The 14,879-nt window shown below is 58.3% G+C and carries 16 protein-coding genes and 2 pseudogenes; 8 read left to right on the top strand and 10 right to left on the bottom strand.

What is annotated here, in order from left to right:
- Positions 1-325: 325 nt before the first annotated feature.
- Positions 326-529: a cold-shock protein gene (locus tag G9X64_RS19100; RefSeq protein ID WP_060637425.1), complete on the bottom strand. Its 204-nt coding sequence runs from the start codon at positions 527-529 to the stop codon at positions 326-328.
- Positions 530-665: 136 nt separating this feature from the next.
- On the opposite strand from G9X64_RS19100, the gene G9X64_RS19105 reads away from it, so the two are divergent.
- From G9X64_RS19105 to G9X64_RS19125, 5 genes are all read left to right on the top strand, one after another.
- Positions 666-1,085, top strand: coding sequence for a GNAT family N-acetyltransferase (locus G9X64_RS19105; RefSeq protein ID WP_168316532.1), 420 nt, complete (start codon positions 666-668; stop codon positions 1,083-1,085).
- Between the two features lie 464 nt (positions 1,086-1,549).
- On the top strand, positions 1,550-2,086 hold the full coding sequence (locus G9X64_RS19110; protein WP_171377197.1) for a SixA phosphatase family protein: 537 nt from the start codon (positions 1,550-1,552) through the stop codon (positions 2,084-2,086).
- A 677-nt stretch (positions 2,087-2,763) separates the two neighbouring features.
- Positions 2,764-3,168: a transcriptional regulator gene (locus G9X64_RS19115; RefSeq protein WP_171377198.1), complete on the top strand. Its 405-nt coding sequence runs from the start codon at positions 2,764-2,766 to the stop codon at positions 3,166-3,168.
- A gap of 122 nt (positions 3,169-3,290) precedes the next feature.
- A complete protein-coding gene (locus G9X64_RS19120; protein ID WP_171377199.1) occupies positions 3,291-3,902 on the top strand; it encodes a hypothetical protein in 612 nt (203 codons plus the stop codon).
- A 32-nt stretch (positions 3,903-3,934) separates the two neighbouring features.
- Positions 3,935-4,516, top strand: coding sequence for a hypothetical protein (locus tag G9X64_RS19125; RefSeq protein ID WP_171377200.1), 582 nt, complete (start codon positions 3,935-3,937; stop codon positions 4,514-4,516).
- 36 nt (positions 4,517-4,552) lie between these two features.
- Here G9X64_RS19125 and G9X64_RS36615 read toward each other — a convergent pair.
- The 6 genes and pseudogenes from G9X64_RS36615 to G9X64_RS36620 form a co-directional block, all read right to left on the bottom strand.
- Positions 4,553-4,740, bottom strand: a pseudogene (locus tag G9X64_RS36615) (BrnA antitoxin family protein).
- 274 nt (positions 4,741-5,014) lie between these two features.
- Complete coding sequence (locus tag G9X64_RS19130) at positions 5,015-5,782, bottom strand: anti-sigma factor family protein (protein ID WP_171377201.1); 768 nt, start codon at positions 5,780-5,782, stop codon at positions 5,015-5,017.
- Entirely contained in the window at positions 5,779-6,306 is a 528-nt protein-coding gene (locus G9X64_RS19135; protein WP_171377202.1) for an RNA polymerase sigma factor, read from the bottom strand. Before G9X64_RS19135 ends, G9X64_RS19130 begins: the two co-directional genes overlap by 4 nt.
- A 55-nt stretch (positions 6,307-6,361) precedes the next feature.
- Entirely contained in the window at positions 6,362-7,819 is a 1,458-nt protein-coding gene (locus G9X64_RS19140; RefSeq protein WP_171377203.1) for a YncE family protein, read from the bottom strand.
- A 16-nt stretch (positions 7,820-7,835) separates the two neighbouring features.
- Positions 7,836-8,312: a DUF305 domain-containing protein gene (locus G9X64_RS19145; protein ID WP_171377204.1), complete on the bottom strand. Its 477-nt coding sequence runs from the start codon at positions 8,310-8,312 to the stop codon at positions 7,836-7,838.
- Positions 8,313-8,383: 71 nt separating this feature from the next.
- Positions 8,384-8,926 carry a hypothetical protein gene (locus tag G9X64_RS36620; protein ID WP_246270983.1) on the bottom strand — a complete coding sequence of 181 codons (543 nt, stop codon included), beginning with the start codon at positions 8,924-8,926 and terminating at the stop codon, positions 8,384-8,386.
- Here G9X64_RS36620 and G9X64_RS36625 point away from each other — a divergent pair.
- Together G9X64_RS36625 and G9X64_RS36630 are read left to right on the top strand one after the other, a co-directional pair.
- On the top strand, positions 8,925-9,104 hold the full coding sequence (locus tag G9X64_RS36625) for a hypothetical protein (protein ID WP_246270984.1): 180 nt from the start codon (positions 8,925-8,927) through the stop codon (positions 9,102-9,104). The two genes, G9X64_RS36620 and G9X64_RS36625, sit on opposite strands and share 2 nt — an antisense overlap.
- Positions 9,105-9,143: 39 nt before the next feature.
- Complete coding sequence (locus G9X64_RS36630; RefSeq protein ID WP_246270985.1) at positions 9,144-9,425, top strand: hypothetical protein; 282 nt, start codon at positions 9,144-9,146, stop codon at positions 9,423-9,425.
- Positions 9,426-9,718: 293 nt separating this feature from the next.
- Here G9X64_RS36630 and G9X64_RS19155 read toward each other — a convergent pair whose 3' ends face one another.
- Positions 9,719-10,483, bottom strand: coding sequence for a slipin family protein (locus tag G9X64_RS19155; RefSeq protein ID WP_003550345.1), 765 nt, complete (start codon positions 10,481-10,483; stop codon positions 9,719-9,721).
- Positions 10,484-10,511: 28 nt separating this feature from the next.
- A complete protein-coding gene (locus G9X64_RS19160; RefSeq protein ID WP_171377205.1) occupies positions 10,512-11,861 on the bottom strand; it encodes an NfeD family protein in 1,350 nt (449 codons plus the stop codon).
- Between the two features lie 221 nt (positions 11,862-12,082).
- On the opposite strand from G9X64_RS19160, the pseudogene G9X64_RS19165 reads away from it, so the two are divergent.
- Positions 12,083-12,865, top strand: a pseudogene (locus G9X64_RS19165) (IS6 family transposase).
- 290 nt (positions 12,866-13,155) lie between these two features.
- On the opposite strand, the gene G9X64_RS19170 reads toward G9X64_RS19165, so the two are convergent.
- The gene (locus G9X64_RS19170) at positions 13,156-14,712 is read right to left on the bottom strand and encodes a phospholipase D family protein (RefSeq protein ID WP_171377206.1); all 1,557 of its coding nucleotides are present in this window, start codon (positions 14,710-14,712) and stop codon (positions 13,156-13,158) included.
- Positions 14,713-14,879 lie beyond the last annotated feature (167 nt).

Here is a 14,879-nt window from a genome sequence, read left to right on the forward strand (position 1 = left end):
ATAGAATTGAAACGTTTTATAGCGGCTTGGTGCGAGCTGGACGAAAAGTTTCGTGCCAAGGAATGGCGTGCACAAGAGATTAGGCCTTGCAATAGCGAAGGTGAAGTTTGTTGAGCTTAGCTATTATGCATCGATGTTTTTGCGCGGGGCTAAACCATCTCCGACGGGCCGTCGCTGGATTTCATCTGGGTACATGCAAGGCATTCGGCGTCGAAGTTCCATAAATTAGCGTTACGCGCCAGACTAGCGGCAGCGAGGCCCAGCAAGGCACGGGCTTGAACGGCAACATGCAATCTCCATCCGGCACGAGCGAGCCTCCCTAGAATTAAAGCACGCTGACGTTCTCGGCCTTTGACTTCCCGGTCTTGCGGTCTTGGCCGATCTCGAAGCTGACCTTGTCACCCTCTCTGAGCGAGCTGCCACGCTGCAACGAGGACACGTGAACGAAGACATCCTGCCCTCCATTCTCCGGCGTGATAAAACCAAATCCCTTGTCGTCGTTGAAAAATTTAACGGTACCGGTAGCCATGACAGTTCCTCTTGAATTCCCAGAGCCTTTTGACTCCGTGACCGGCTTTTACAGCGCCAATGCTTGCCTATCAACCACTGGAGACGCGATAGTGCTGGTGAGACATTTTAAGAGACCTGTATTGAAAGGCATCCCATTGACCCAGCATGGCGACTACCGCATCGAGTCCCACGTCCCAGGTATTGACGATTATTTGCGCCTGCGCCAAGCCTCTGGCCTCAGCCCTTTTACGAGAGAGGCTGCCGAAAAGGGGCTGCCCAATTCGATATTTGGCGTCTGCCTGATGAGCGGTGACACGGTAATCGGCATGGGTCGCATCATCGGCGACGGAGGCTGCTTCTTTCAGGTCACCGACATCGCGATCATGCCCGAACACCAGGGCAGGGGGCTCGGCAAGATGATCATGGCTGCACTGACGGACCATATCGAGAACCAGTTGCCGAAGACCGCCTATGTCAGCCTGATCGCCGACGGCCCGGCAAATCACCTTTACCGACAGTTCGGTTTCGTCGAAACCGCGCCGCGTTCGGTCGGGATGGCAAGGAACGTTGCCTGATCTGGGCACTGGGCGAACTCCCATGGCCGTGACGCCGCCATCCGCTCGATCCATCCGATACAACGCAAGCGGTGTGCCACTCGCACCTCGTCAGTGAATTTTAGATTTGACGTTGGGTAGCGTGGTGGGACACGCGAAGGCTGACTGAGGAGCTTGATCGACAACCTTGTGATGCGCCGTTCAGTCTGAGAGTGGGCGGCGAAGCCAGGGGTGGCCTGCGCTCATCTTGACGTAGGCAATTAAGGCGATTAAGCCTCAAAAAATGCCGAAAACGCTCGCTTTGGGTTGCGGTTCACCAAGCAGATCGGAACTCGGGACTAGGTCCAGAGTTTCGTCAGCGCGGTCGAGCTTGATTTCGATTTCGGACAAGACGCGCTCCACGTCCGATCGAGCATCGCCAACGCCGAAATCCGCGGGATGCCTAAGTTTCGCAAATGCAGGACAGGCATCGGCCTCGCGATAAAATGACGCTGAACCCCATGCTGCCGAAACACCGCCTCATCCTTCTGCGCCACGCCAAATCTGCTTGGCCCGATGGTGTGGCCGACCGTGAACGGCCATTGACGGATCGCGGGCGCAAGGCAGCACCCGTCATCGGCGCCTATATGGCGCGCGAGAAGCTGATCCCTGATCTCGCCCTCGTCTCGCCGGCCCGCCGAGCGCGGGAAACCTGGAAGCTCGTCCGCGGGGCCTTTTCGAAAAAGGTCTCCGAACGCGAGGCGGCGGATATCTACGAGGTGTCGGCCGAGCGCATCCTCGATATGATCCGGGCCGTCGAACCTGGCATCCGCACGCTGCTCATCATCGGCCACAATCCCGGCATGGAGAATGCGGCCTCGCTTATCGTGGCGGACGGCGATGTCGATGCCGTGGGGCGCATGCGGGAGAAGTTCCCGACTGCGGCACTCGCCGTCATCGACTTCGATCTCGACAGATGGGACGAGATTGGGACGGGCACCGGTTATCTCGCACGGTTCGTAACCCCGCGCTCCTTGGGATAATATTGTCACTTTCCGGTTTATTTGGTGGAGGTGCGCGGCGCTGATTCTACCCTGCGCCGGTTCCGAACGGGCTGTTCGTAGACAGCCGCCGAAAAGGCCGGTGGGGTGTCCCGAAGGGGCCTACTGAGGGCCGCGAGCCGAGTAGCGCGGCTGGCTTGAGGGAGGCGTTCGAGGAGGCTGGCATCATCGGCGTCGTCGACAGCACGCCGTTTGGCAATTTACCTATCGCAAGGACACGAGCACAAACCGATACAATGTCACGGTTCATCTCCTGAAGGTGTCGAAGGTCGCCAGCACGTTTCCGGAAAAAGGCATCCGCAGGACGCAGTGGTTCCTGCTGAAGGACGCTGTCCGCGATGCCGCGCAGCCGGGTCTCGGGACACTCTTGTCGCGGCTTGAGGCCTTGGGCGTATGAAGTTCGGCTTCGGCAAATCGCTCTCAAGGGCTTTCAAAGCCCAGAAAGAAATCAGCAGGCTGATTGAGAAGGCTTTCAAAGCGCCGCAACGCAAACCCATCCGTGCGAGGCTGCCACGAGTAAACCTTTAACGAGCGGTGCAGGCGGGAAACGACCCAAGCGTCCGCAGCCACGCAACAAAGCACAGAAAGTCCCGCACAAGCGCCTGTTGACAGAGTATCGCGCCCGGTCGAAAAGGGTTCGGCTGTAAAGGAGATGATCGATGGCTGAAGAGAATAACACCGCCCCCGCTACTACCGTGGCGGCGCCGGTCGAGACACCCGCTGTGAAGAAAACGCGAGCACCCCGTCAGAAGAAGGCGGTTGACGCGCCGACAGACGTTTCGTCGCAAGCTGCAGCTGCACCGGCGGAGTCCGTAAAGGCTGCCATGGGTCGTGGCAGGAAGGCCAAAGCGGTCGTTGCAAAGCCCGATGCTGCAGCAAAGGCTACCAGAGCCAAGCGCACACCCAAGGCTGTCGTACAGCCGCAATCAACCCCTGTGGCAGTGCTTGATGAGATTGAAGATCTGATTAAGCTGGAAGAAGAGAACCAGCGTCTTCGCAAGCTGCTTGCCGAAAAGCTGCGCAACGAAAACGCCGATCTGCGCAGGCGGCTCGATCGCGTCTGACGCGAACAGTGCTGTCGTTTGCCTGTTTGACAGCGGCGAGCATACCGATCCGAGAAATTTGGCAAGCGGGATCTGCAAGGATCTCGCAGCGCTGTTGCGCATTCAGTCAGGGGTAAAGCAGTATGAAGTCACCATGGCGATTTCTCGCGGACCTGACGTCGCGCCGCAAAACGCAATCGTCGCCATTAGTCCCCGCGGAAGACAAACCGGCTGAGGACCAGGCAGGCGATCAGGACGTGGCGCCGGCGCGTTCTGCAACTACAGCTGAGCCGCCCGATCATTCGCTCGGAATGACAGACATCGCCGCCGTCGCTTCGCCGGTTGCGTCATCATCGGTGGTCAGTGCCACAGTCGAACCGAGCGAAGTCGCCTCCCATTTACCGTCGGAACCAACGGTTGACATAGTGGAGCCGGAAGTCGCGATCGAGCGACCAGATCCCACTGTGGTGGCAATTGCACCGGCAAACCTTGGCGATATGGAAGCCCTGTCGACCTCTGGCAAAAATCGGTCGAAGCGTATAAAGGCCGGTTCGGTTGAAGTCGTGACGCAGTCTCCGTTCAAGTCGAGTGACGACCCACAACCTGCATCTCTTCCGGCGCAGCCTCTGACATTTCTTCAGGAGGTGGCCGCTCTCGACGAAGAAATCGCGGCGCTAAAGGCTGCCTTGGCGCTGAAGCTGAAACTGCAGAACGCTCAATTGAAAAAGATGCTCGAGCGCTTTGATATTCGTTAGCCTGCCGGTCAGGCTGTTATGATTGGAATGACATGAAAACCCCGCAGAGAAATTTCGTTGTCGAGATCAAGTCGAAGGGCCGTCGATCGGCCGTCCGGCAGGGATCCATCTGGGGCAGCACAGATCTGAAGGCATTTGCCCGTCAGGCAGCCAGCGTGGCGCCGCAGCTTTTCGAGGACGCGCAGAAGGCTGAACCGGCGATCGAAGACATTTTCGTCGCGCCTGCCATGGAAAATGTGCCCGTTGGAGGGCCGCTCCTCGCGCCGGTGGCTGAGACTTCTGATGCCATCGCTGCGATCGCCGTGGCTACTGAGGAAGAGCGCTCAGAGCCTCAAGAACTGGCCGCCGGCGAAGTCCAGGCAAAAGCCGCCGTTGCGACAAGAAAACCCCATCGATCGGGGATGACAGGCCGTCAGTCGCCAACCACGCCCAAAGGCGGCGATAAGGTCGGTATCTCACTAACTTCCCACTTGGCTGCTCCCGGCGAAGCTTCAATTGATGAATTGCCCGCCCTCGAAGCCGAAAATCGCCGATTGAAGGCGCTTTTGGCCGATCGCCTTAGCCAACAGAATCTGCGGCTTCGAATGATGTTGCGTCGCTTCGGTGCTGTCTGAGCCCGACAGCATATCCTTGGCTTTACCCTGTCGTGACTAGCTCATTGTTTGGAAAACTCTTTCGATGGTGCGATAGCTAATTGCGTCGTTGATGCGCTCCTGCCAGCCTGGACCTTCTGCCTGAAAATAGGCAAGCAACTCGCTTTAGAGCTTCGGGACACTGGCTCCTTGACGCCTCGGCAGCGCTCGCGAGCCGCGACTACCTTCTTTGCCGGCTTGAACAAGACCTCTGCAGCGTCAAGTGGATTGGCCGGACGTCGTGGTGTGGCGGCTGCTGAAGAGGCGCTTGCTCAAGCGAAGTGGCAGAAATGGATATCGAGCAGAGGCTTCCGATTGTGATGGCGAAATCCCTACAGAACCCGCCACCCGATGATTTGGCTGCCCCAAACTGAATATATTCCATAAATGGACTTTATGCCTCGAGGTCCATTTACCATCACACACGTCGCCGGTTCGATACCTTTCAAGGCGCCGAATTCCTTTGTGACGGTAAGCCCTTTAAATCTGCGAGCGCATTTCATCAGCAATTGGATGAAGTTCCTGAGAACCAATTGCGCCGACGAGGCTATAACCCAACCCCCTGCTTGCCCAGCTCCAACCACGAATGTCCCGCTGTTCGCTGGCGACCATTTGCTTGTCCTGATCGACCTTCATGCGGCGGGTCAGCATGACAAGACGACTCCCTCTGTCGTTGTCGTACATGAGCATGAACCCCGATCCATGGAACGTCGGGATAACGCGTCCACCCATGAGCCGGTAACCTGCTTTGGTAAGGTCTGGAATGGCGACCGAGCCGCCGAGCGTTTCCGAGGCAAGGAGTTTCAGATCGTCGGTGCCATCCGCGCGCACTTCGACCGGTCTCAGCCGGTCGCCAGCAAAGGCACTGTAGCTCGCCGACGCCTCCTGAGCCAATGCCGAGACGCCCTCAGTCGGCGGCATGCTGTATCCTTTTACCAGCCATCCCCCCGAAGCGCCGATAGCCAACAGGACGATTGCCGCCGCGGCCGATTGTGCCACGCGCGGTCTGCCGGCCGGTCTCTGCATTTCAATGATATTCGCGAGGTTCAGCCGGCTTGGGACAGGTTCGGTCGCGGTCGGTTCCAGAGCAGACCTCAGTCCCGCTGCCTGCATCTGATAGGACGCCACACGCTTTGCCGCCTCCTCATTCGTATCAAGGAACGCCGCCACATCGCGATATCGTTCGGCATCGAGGGCCTTGTCGACAAATGCGTGGAGGTCGTCTTCGGTGATCGGTCTTTTGTTCATTTAACCCTCCGGATATACGGGCCGGCGCCTGCGGCGCCTTCCGGTTTGGTTTCGAGGATAAGTCTCAATTGCTCGCGTGCCCGCGACAGGCGCGACATGACCGTGCCGATCGGAACGTCTAGGACCGTCGCGGCTTCGGCGTAGCTTAAGTCCTCCACGGAGACCAGAAGCAAGATGCTTCGGTAATCCGGGGCAAGGCGCTCGATTGCCGCCAGAACGTCTTGGCCGAACAAGGTTTGTTCCTGGCCGGCGGTTACCGCCCCTGTCGCCTCCGGCATGTCCTCGATCGCGACGGTACCGGCGCGTCTGGCTTCCTGGCGTATTCGATTCACCGCGAGATTATGGAGGATCGCAAACACCCACGAGCGCGCGTCGGCATCCCGTCGACGCGACCAGTTCATGACGATCCGCTCGAGGCAATCTTGTACGATGTCGTCGGCAGTTTCCCGATCTCTGAGCAAGCCACGTGCATAGCGTCTCAATGCCGGGATCATTGGTTCCACCTGCGATAACAGATCATCCATGTCTTCAATCCTTCAGGCTGGATGGCCCGCGGTCGTGCGGCGCCATCCTATCCCATCAATCGGCTTGCACTTGCAAGACATCGCCTGGGTTGCCGTCGACCGAGGATGCAACAACGATATAGCGGCGCTCGTCCTTGTGCTTGGATTCTACAATCTGGCGGATCGGACCGACCGCGTTGACGATTGCCGAGCCGGCCGGGTTAGTCATGAAACTGGAAAGGCCCTGCAGCGGTCCGCTGCCATCTGCCTTATCCGAGAGTGCCAGAACGTACATCTTCTTCGGCTCCAGTCCTGTAACGGATGCCTGCAACACCTGGGTCAGACCCTGATCGAACAGAGAAACGCTGGTCGGAGCCTTCCTTTCCTTGTCGCCCTTCATTTCGAGCGTCAGGTGAGCGGCGACACCTGCCGTGCCGAGCGGCTGCAGGTTCTGTAAGCCATCGCCTTCCGGAACCGCGTTCGGCACGTAGGTGACCGCCTGGGCAGCCTGGCCGATCGGGATCGTGGCGATCACCTTGTTGGTCAGCGTATCGATCGCGGCCATGGCATCGGCATTTTCGAGGCCGACATAAACGCGTGTACCGTCACCCGATGGCCAGATGCCGTGCGGCAGATTGCCGACCGGGATCGTTGTGACCTGCTCGAAATTGTCAGTCCGGAAGACTTTCACTTCGTTCAGACCACCGACCGTTACATAGGCGAAGCTGCCATTCTTGTTCGTTACAAGATTAACGTGGTTGGTGATCGGGCCGGTATCTATCGTCTTAATCAGATCGAAAGGCGCCTGGGCGTTGAAGACCTGCGTCTTGCCGACATCCTTCAGCGTGAACCAGACCTGCTTGCCATCCGGGGATGCGGCGATGTTCGGGCAGAACGGGCTCGCCTGTTTCACATGGCCGACAATCTGGTGATTGGCGACATTGACGACGACCGTCTCCGGATTAAACGACGAGCAGATGTAGCCGTATTTTCCGTCCGGCGAGAAAATCTGCATGCCTGGGCCCGCGGGCACTTTGATTTGCGCCTTCTCTTCGTAGGTGCTCGCGTCGATGACCGAGATATAGTCCTCGCCGCGAACGGTAACCCAGACCTCCTTGCCGTCAGGCGTAAAGAAGGCCTCATGTGGCGAACGGCCGACATAGGTCGTATGCTTGACGGCATTGGTGACGGTATCAATGAAGGTCACCGAATTGGAGCCGATCGAAACGACGGCGATCGTCTTCTTGTCCGGCGAGAAACCCATGCCATGCACCAGGACCTGGCCCTTGTAGAGGGGGCTGAGGTTGCCAGGCTGAGGATCGCCAAGCTTGATGACGCCGAGAAGCTTGTTGGTGGCCGGGTCGCTGACCGACACAGTATTGGAGAACTGCTCCGCGGCGTAGACGCGGTCCTTGCGGCTGACCGGTATGTCAGGATCGGATGCCGCGAACGGCGCCTGGCCTGCGAAGGCAGAAAAAGGCAATAGCATGCTGCCCGCCAGCAAGCTGGCGGCAAAAGATGTCCGAATGTTCATGGGGAAGACCTTTGGGTTACATCTTCATTTTTGGATCCATGCTTTGCATGGATTCGGCGGGGGTATTCTCCGGTGCGACCTGGGTGGGGGCGGCGTCGGATGGGGGAAGCGGATCGCCGATCGCAAGCTTCATGGCTGCGATCTCCTGTTGCTGATCCACGATGATTTCCTGCGCAATGCGCTTGAGCTGTTCGTTCTTGCCGTATTTCAGGACGGCCAGCGCCATGTCGATGGCGCCTTGGTGATGGGGCGTCATCATCGCCACGAAGTCACGATCGACATCGCCGGTCGGCTTGACCTCCATGTCCGCCATCATCTTGTCCATCGCCGCATCATTCTCGGCGAGATAGGCAGCCTCCGAGCCGGCGTCGGCGGCCTGTAAGGTCGCGTGATCGTGCTGTGCCGGATCATGGGCAAATGCTGTGTATGCCTCGGCTGCAACCAGGATGGCGGCTGCAAGGGCCGTCGATTTTCGGGGGAACCAGATGTTCATCGACTTCTTCCTTCTTGTTACATCGAGGTAGACACCCGAGCTTGATGCCTATTCCCGAAGGGAGAGATTTTTTACGCGGTCTCAGAGGAACTGAGATATGCGTGTGCGAAGGCGGCGCTTGAAAAACCGCAAATCGCGATCGAAAGAGCGGCTGGAATGCTATGCGCATTGTGTTGTCCTTTTGGAGGGATCGCTGTTCGTGTCAGCACCTCGGTAGACATCGCCAAGCCGAATTTATTCCTGGCTGTGACATTGAACTGTCGCCCGTACGTCATTCCAGCTTCCGGAGCATCCAATCTTAGCCGCAGCTCCATCGCGACAGTGCCGATGTTACTCGCGACTGCGAGCGCGTCCTGGTTACGCTCTTCAGCGGCCTCGGCCCCTGGCGTGATTCCGTCTTTCTGGTCGGTGGGCTGGCACCGCGCTACATCGTCACCAAGCGGCCGCCTGACGTCCCGCCTCATGCAGGAACCGGCGATATCGATGTCGTCGTCGATCTGTCGATCCTCGCCGACACAGAGGCATACCGGACGCTCGAGCAGAACCTCAAAAAAAATAGGTTTCGAGCGTGCGCAAAATGACAAGGGCAATAAGGTCTGGTGTTGGCAGACCATGACCGAGCACGGTATTCTCGTCATTCTGGAGTTCTTGGCAGAGGATCCGAAGCTCCGGGGTGGCGCATTGCAGGAACTGCTGACGGAAGGAAATGTTTCTGCGGTGAATATGCCTCACGCGTTGCTCGTGTTCGGGCCCCATGATCGGATGGAAGTGACCGCTGATCTGTTGGGTTAAAAAGGCCGCTCGACAGAATCCATCCCCTACGCCGATATCGTGGCATTCACATGCCTCAAGGCGTTTGCCTTTGATCACCGGCGTGAGCGCAAAGATGCGCACGATCTCGTCTACTGCCTCGAACACGGAGAAGGCGGGCTCGCCGGTGCAATCGCCAAATTCCAAGAGGCTCTGAAAGGCAAGGATCGGGAGGTCATCGAACGTGCCCTGACGCTATTGCTCACCCGATTTTGTGATCCGGAGCCAGACGAAGGCTACCTGCGCGAAGGCAACGTTGCCGTGGCGCAATTCAAAATTGAAGGTGCTGCAGAAGACATGTAAATCAAAGAAGCCCGGATTTTGCGCCAGCGTGCCGTCAATGACATCATGCTCGAGTTTTTAAGCGCTCTTAGTATTGCGTTCAAGTGATGCGCTGAGCGCGGGATCTCGTTACCTGGATGAAGTTATCAGGTGTAGGCCTCTCACATCGTTCAAGGCGGGCATTTTGCACGACTCGATGATCGCCCACCGCTTCGCAGGTTATGGCGTTGCCGACGAAGATCTCAAACGCACTTCTTAGCTGACACCTTGACCGCAGGACCATTGCTCCATCGGCAAAAATAACGCAGGCGTCGTCATCGGTCCGGTTTGGGCGGCATCAAATTGCCGAACTCCATCGGAAATGGAAATATGATCGTCGAGGTTTTTTCGCCGGCGATGACGTTCAATGTACTCAAATAACGAAGTTGCATGGCCTCGGGTTGCCTGGCGAGGATTTCGGCTGCTTCAAGCAGTTTGGCTGCAGCCTGCTGCTCGCCTTCGGCATTGATGATCTTGGCGCGCCGCTCGCGCTCGGCTTCCGCCTGACGGGCAATTGCACGGATCATCGATTCGTTGATGTCGACATGTTTGATCTCCACATTGGCGACCTTGATGCCCCAGGCATCGGTCTGGGCGTCGAGAATTTCCTGAATGTCGATGTTGAGCTTGTCGCGTTCCGCCAGCATCTCGTCGAGGTCATGCTTGCCGAGCACCGAGCGCAGTGTCGTCTGGGCGAGCTGGCTCGTCGCCATCATGAAGTCCTCGACCTGGATCGTCGACCTCTCGGGATCGACGACCCTGAAATAGATCACCGCGCTGACGCGGACCGAAACATTGTCATGCGAAATGACATCCTGGCCGGGTACGTCGAGCACCCGCGTGCGCAAGTCGACCCGCATCATCTGCTGGACATAGGGGATGAGCAGGATCAAGCCGGGCCCCTTGACACCGGTGAAACGGCCAAGCGTGAAAACCACGCCGCGTTCGTATTCCCGCAGGATCTTGATCGCAGATGCGACGACGACGAGCAGAATAAAGATGATCACAAGATAGAAGGCGAGATCTGCAAACATCCCCATGACTTTTCCTCCTGCATTCTGCAGGCCGTTAGGCCTCCTGCGAACTGCGGACCACTTCGAGCGTCAACCCGTCCCGGCCGGTCACTTTCACGCGGTCGCCAGCGGCAAGCGGCTCAGTTGAAACGGCCTTCCAGCGCTCGCCGTGGGCGAGGACGTAGCCCGAGATGCCCGTCCAGCTGTCGACCTTGCCTGAAATTCCGATCATCTGCTCACTGCCGGTGACGACATCGTGCCGGCGCGAGATGAAGGCGAGACGGGCAATGACAAGGCTAAGAGCGAGGCAGGCGACGGCGATTGCGCCAAGCGCCGGCCAGGAAACCTTAAGCCCGGGTATGTCCGTGTCGAACAAGATGGTAGCGCCGAGCACCAGTGCGATGCCGCCGCCGACGCCGAGTGCGCCGAAGGACGGCGAATGCGCCTCGGCCACCGTCAGACCCACGCCGAGAATGATCAGCCCGAGGCCTGCAAAACTCACCGGCAGCAAGGCCAAAGCATAGAGACCAAGCAGCAGGCAGATGCCGCCGATCGTTCCCGGCACCAGGGTCCCGGGCGTCAGAAATTCAAAGATCAGGCCGTAGATACCGACCATCATCAAGATCAGCGCGATGTTCGGATCGGTGATCACCGAAAGCAGGCGGGTTCGCCAGTCCGGTTCAAGTTCTTGGACGATGAGACCCGATGTTTCGAGCCGGGCATCCGTTTGACCGACCCGCACGACCCGGCCCTGCGCCTGTGCCAGGAGATCGTTTATATCGGCCGCCGCGAAATCTATGACCTTCTCACGCAGAGCTGCGGCAGAGGAAAGGCTCGCGGCCTCGCGCACGGCGCGCTCCGCCCAGTCGGCGTTACGATTGCGCAGTTCCGCAAGCCCGCGGATATAGGCCACCGCATCGTTGATCGCCTTTGCCTCGCCGGCATCGCGCGGCACTTGCCGCTGCTTCCCGGTCGTATCAGGGCTGTCGTTCCGGTCATCATCGGATGGGCGGCCGCCAATTGCGATCGGCGTCGCCGCACCCAGATTGGTGCCCGGTGCCATTGCCGCGATATGGCTTGCGTAAAGAATATAGGTGCCGGCGCTGGCGGCTCGCGCTCCGCTGGGTGCAACGAAACTCGCGACCGGTATCGTGGAGGCAAGGATCGCACGAATGATATCGCGCATCGACGTGTCGAGACCGCCGGGCGTGTCGATCTGCAGGACAACCAGGCTGGCGCCACGTTCATTGGCCCGTTGAAGGCCGCGTCTTACATAGTCGGCCGTCGCCGGGCCAATCGCCCCGTTCATCTTCAGGACTATAGCGACACGCTCAGCTTCGGATGCGGCCGTCGCCAGGCCCAAAACCGAGAACAACGTCAGCAGCAAAGCAAGGATTGACGGCATCCACCGCCAAAGCTCCAAACGCCACACAATCGTCCGCCGGACTTTCATATTTTGAAATATATGGCAGAACTACGAAACGGTAAGAGACAAGTCTTTTCTCTGCCCGCATGCGCTCGATGTGGAGCGGCAGAAAATAGCCGGTGACGGTGTAGGTCACCCGCGAGGCACCGTAAAGTTAACCTGTCGGCGATCGATCTTTGCGATCTTTGCGATCTTTCAGCATGAGCCAAGTCCCTCGTGATCGCCTTTATCGCCGCCATAGGTTTCCAGCTGAAGTGATTGCCCATGCCGTGTGGCTCTAGCTTCGTTTTCCGCACAGCCTGCGCATGGTCGAAGATCTTCTGGCGGCGCGTGGGATCATCGTTTCGCACCAGACCGTGCGTCTCTGGGTGGAGAAATTCGGCAGGCATTTCGCCAATGACATCCGGAGGCGATCCGTTTGCAAGCTCGGCGACAAATGGTACCTCGATGAGGTTGTCATCACGATCGCCGGCAAGAAACACTGGCTTTGGCGCGCTGTCGATCAGGACGGTTTTGTTCTCGACGTGCTGGTGCAGAGCCGCCGCAACATCAAGGCCGCCAAACGCCTTATGCGAAAGCTTATGAAAGGACAGGGGCACCCGCCGCGCGTCATAATCACCGACAAGCTGCGATCCTATGGTGCGGCAAAGCGCGACATCATGCCCGGCGTCGAACATCGCTCACACAAAGGGCTGAACAACCGGGCGGAGAATTCCCATCAACCGACCCGGCGGCGAGAACGGATCATGAAGGGCTTCAAGTCAGCCCGACATCTCCAGCGTTTCGTTTCAATTCATGACCCTGTCGCCAACCTTTTCCACATTCCGCGCCACGAGATCTCATCAGACCATCACCGCGAACTGAGAATCGAAGCCACGGCTCATCACGACTTGGATAAAGCGCTCGACGTCAGCGGATGTGCTGAACATGCCAAGGGAGATACGTACGCCGTCTCGCTCGGGAGAAACGCGGACGCCATGTGATGCTAGATATTCCATCCACTCGTCAGCAGGCATTGCAGCAACATAGATATGAGGGGCGCGGCGAGCTGCGGGTGGATCGTAGAGGTCTGCGTATCGGCGAACCTTTGTCGCAGTTCCGGGGCGTGCTAACCCGGACGCCGGAATATCTGGGTTCCAAGGACCCCCAGCTGGAAGACGGTCGCAGCGGAGTAAATTTGTGGAAAGAACGGACCGCAAAGGAAGGAAGGCGATCGCAAGCGGCATCTTCGGACAGCTAAGCATGGCCTCTCCTAACGGAAGGTGCGCGGCGATTACAGCTGCGACTCGAGAGGCAGCCACTTGATCAGCCAGGCTGTAACGCGCCGAGCGATACCGGCATCCGGTTCGCTCCGGAGGAGCATGTGTTTCCCGTCGACGACTTTAAGCCAGCGCACGGCTCCCTTGTCGAGCCTTACGGGATAGCTCAGATCCGTCTGGCTCTCGTCGGCGAATATCGCATCCATTCGCTCGACCAGATACGGTGACTCGAACAGGACGCCCATCTCGGTGTTTAAGGATACAGACCTGGGATCAAGATTGAGAGATCCGATGAAGCCATATCTGCCATCCCTGGCAAAAGCCTTCGTGTGAAGGCTGGCCCGCTTGGAACCGCGCAAGGAGAAGGATCCCATGTCGGTGATCGATTTCAGCTCGTAGAGCGCAATGCCGGCTTTCAGCAGGGCGGGGCGGTAGCGCGAATATCCTGCGTGAACTGCGGCGACGTCGGTAGCTGCGAGCGAGTTTGTCAGGACGGAAACGTCGACTCCTTTGTTGCGGAGCTTTGTCAGGGCCTCGACGCCGCGTTCGCCGGGGATGAAGTAAGGCGAGGTGATATGGATGAACTCGGTCGTACCCGTGATGACGGGCAGCAGCGTTTCCATCAAAGTGTTTTGCCCGTTGCGCAGCTTGCCCGCAGCTTTTTCTGGGGGATCGGCCAGAAGGTCCACTTTATCGACCCATATGTAAGTGTCTTCGGCGACAGCGTCCTTCAGTGACGTTCCGTTTTGAACCCACTCCAGATAAGGCCGGGCACGCTGCTCGAGGTGAAGGCGTTCCATATTACGGCGGAGCTTCTTCAGCTTGTTGGTTCGGCGAGACAGGAGCGCGCGCACGGGCACGGAAACCGAACTGTTCCAGAAGTCATCGAACATACGCTCCGTCTTCGCAACAGCTTGACCGACCATCACGAGATCAAAATCCCGGAAGTTGGCGTCTTCGCCCGCATCGAAATACGGATCGCCGATATTGCGTCCCCCCACCATCGCGATCCGGCCGTCTGCAATCCATGCCTTGTTGTGCATGCGACGGTTGACGCTTCGAAACCGCAAGGCCATCTCGAGGCCGCGGCGAAGGATATTTTCCCGTGCCTTCGTGGGATTGAAGAGCCGCAAATCAATATTCGGATGGCAGTCTATCGCATAGAAGATCTTGTCGGACATGGAGACGCCGAGGTCGTCGAGAAGGATCCTCACGCGTACGCCACGGTCAGCGGCAGCGACGACTTCTCTCATGATCAGCATTCCGGTCAGGTCCGCATTCCACATATAATACATGAGGTCGAGGCTGCGCCCGGCGGAGCGGGCCGCAAGAAGCCGGGCTGCGAACGCTTCCAGGTTGGAGGTGATCAGGACGAGACCGCTTGCCGCCTCCCGCTCGTGGCAAAGCCTGGTGCCGTATCGGTCGAGTTCAGTGTCTGCAGAGGCGATCTTGAGGACGTGGGAATCGACTTTCTGGACCCGTTTCAGAAACCCGCCATGGCTTGATGCTGCCAGAGCCCATAGGACGACCAGCGCTACGGTCGCGATGATGGCAATGCTGAACCAACTCACATAATACCCCCGAGCCGCGTAGCATCCCGGCACATGGCACAGTTCCACAAATGTGGATATGCCTCAAGGCGTCGCTAAGTCATTGAAGTTGATGCTGTCGAGATGAACTGTTCCGCATCATCAACGCGTTCGCGCCTTTGACAAACTTTGCCAAAATCGGTTATGTT

The sequence above is a fragment of the Rhizobium sophorae genome, from assembly GCF_013087515.1.
GTDB lineage: Bacteria > Pseudomonadota > Alphaproteobacteria > Rhizobiales > Rhizobiaceae > Rhizobium > Rhizobium sophorae.

Bases quoted from the DNA above. Each gene is read 5' to 3' on its own strand.
- G9X64_RS19100 (WP_060637425.1), bottom strand. From the start codon at position 529: ATGGCTACCGGTACCGTTAAATTTTTCAACGACGACAAGGGATTTGGT.
- G9X64_RS19110 (WP_171377197.1), top strand. From the start codon at position 1,550: ATGACGCTGAACCCCATGCTGCCGAAACACCGCCTCATCCTTCTGCGC.
- G9X64_RS19115 (WP_171377198.1), top strand. From the start codon at position 2,764: ATGGCTGAAGAGAATAACACCGCCCCCGCTACTACCGTGGCGGCGCCG.
- G9X64_RS19120 (WP_171377199.1), top strand. From the start codon at position 3,291: ATGAAGTCACCATGGCGATTTCTCGCGGACCTGACGTCGCGCCGCAAA.
- G9X64_RS19125 (WP_171377200.1), top strand. From the start codon at position 3,935: ATGAAAACCCCGCAGAGAAATTTCGTTGTCGAGATCAAGTCGAAGGGC.
- G9X64_RS19130 (WP_171377201.1), bottom strand. From the start codon at position 5,782: ATGAACAAAAGACCGATCACCGAAGACGACCTCCACGCATTTGTCGAC.
- G9X64_RS19135 (WP_171377202.1), bottom strand. From the start codon at position 6,306: ATGGATGATCTGTTATCGCAGGTGGAACCAATGATCCCGGCATTGAGA.
- G9X64_RS19140 (WP_171377203.1), bottom strand. From the start codon at position 7,819: ATGAACATTCGGACATCTTTTGCCGCCAGCTTGCTGGCGGGCAGCATG.
- G9X64_RS19145 (WP_171377204.1), bottom strand. From the start codon at position 8,312: ATGAACATCTGGTTCCCCCGAAAATCGACGGCCCTTGCAGCCGCCATC.
- G9X64_RS36625 (WP_246270984.1), top strand. From the start codon at position 8,925: ATGACCGAGCACGGTATTCTCGTCATTCTGGAGTTCTTGGCAGAGGAT.
- G9X64_RS36620 (WP_246270983.1), bottom strand. From the start codon at position 8,926: ATGGTCTGCCAACACCAGACCTTATTGCCCTTGTCATTTTGCGCACGC.
- G9X64_RS19155 (WP_003550345.1), bottom strand. From the start codon at position 10,483: ATGGGGATGTTTGCAGATCTCGCCTTCTATCTTGTGATCATCTTTATT.
- G9X64_RS19160 (WP_171377205.1), bottom strand. From the start codon at position 11,861: ATGCCGTCAATCCTTGCTTTGCTGCTGACGTTGTTCTCGGTTTTGGGC.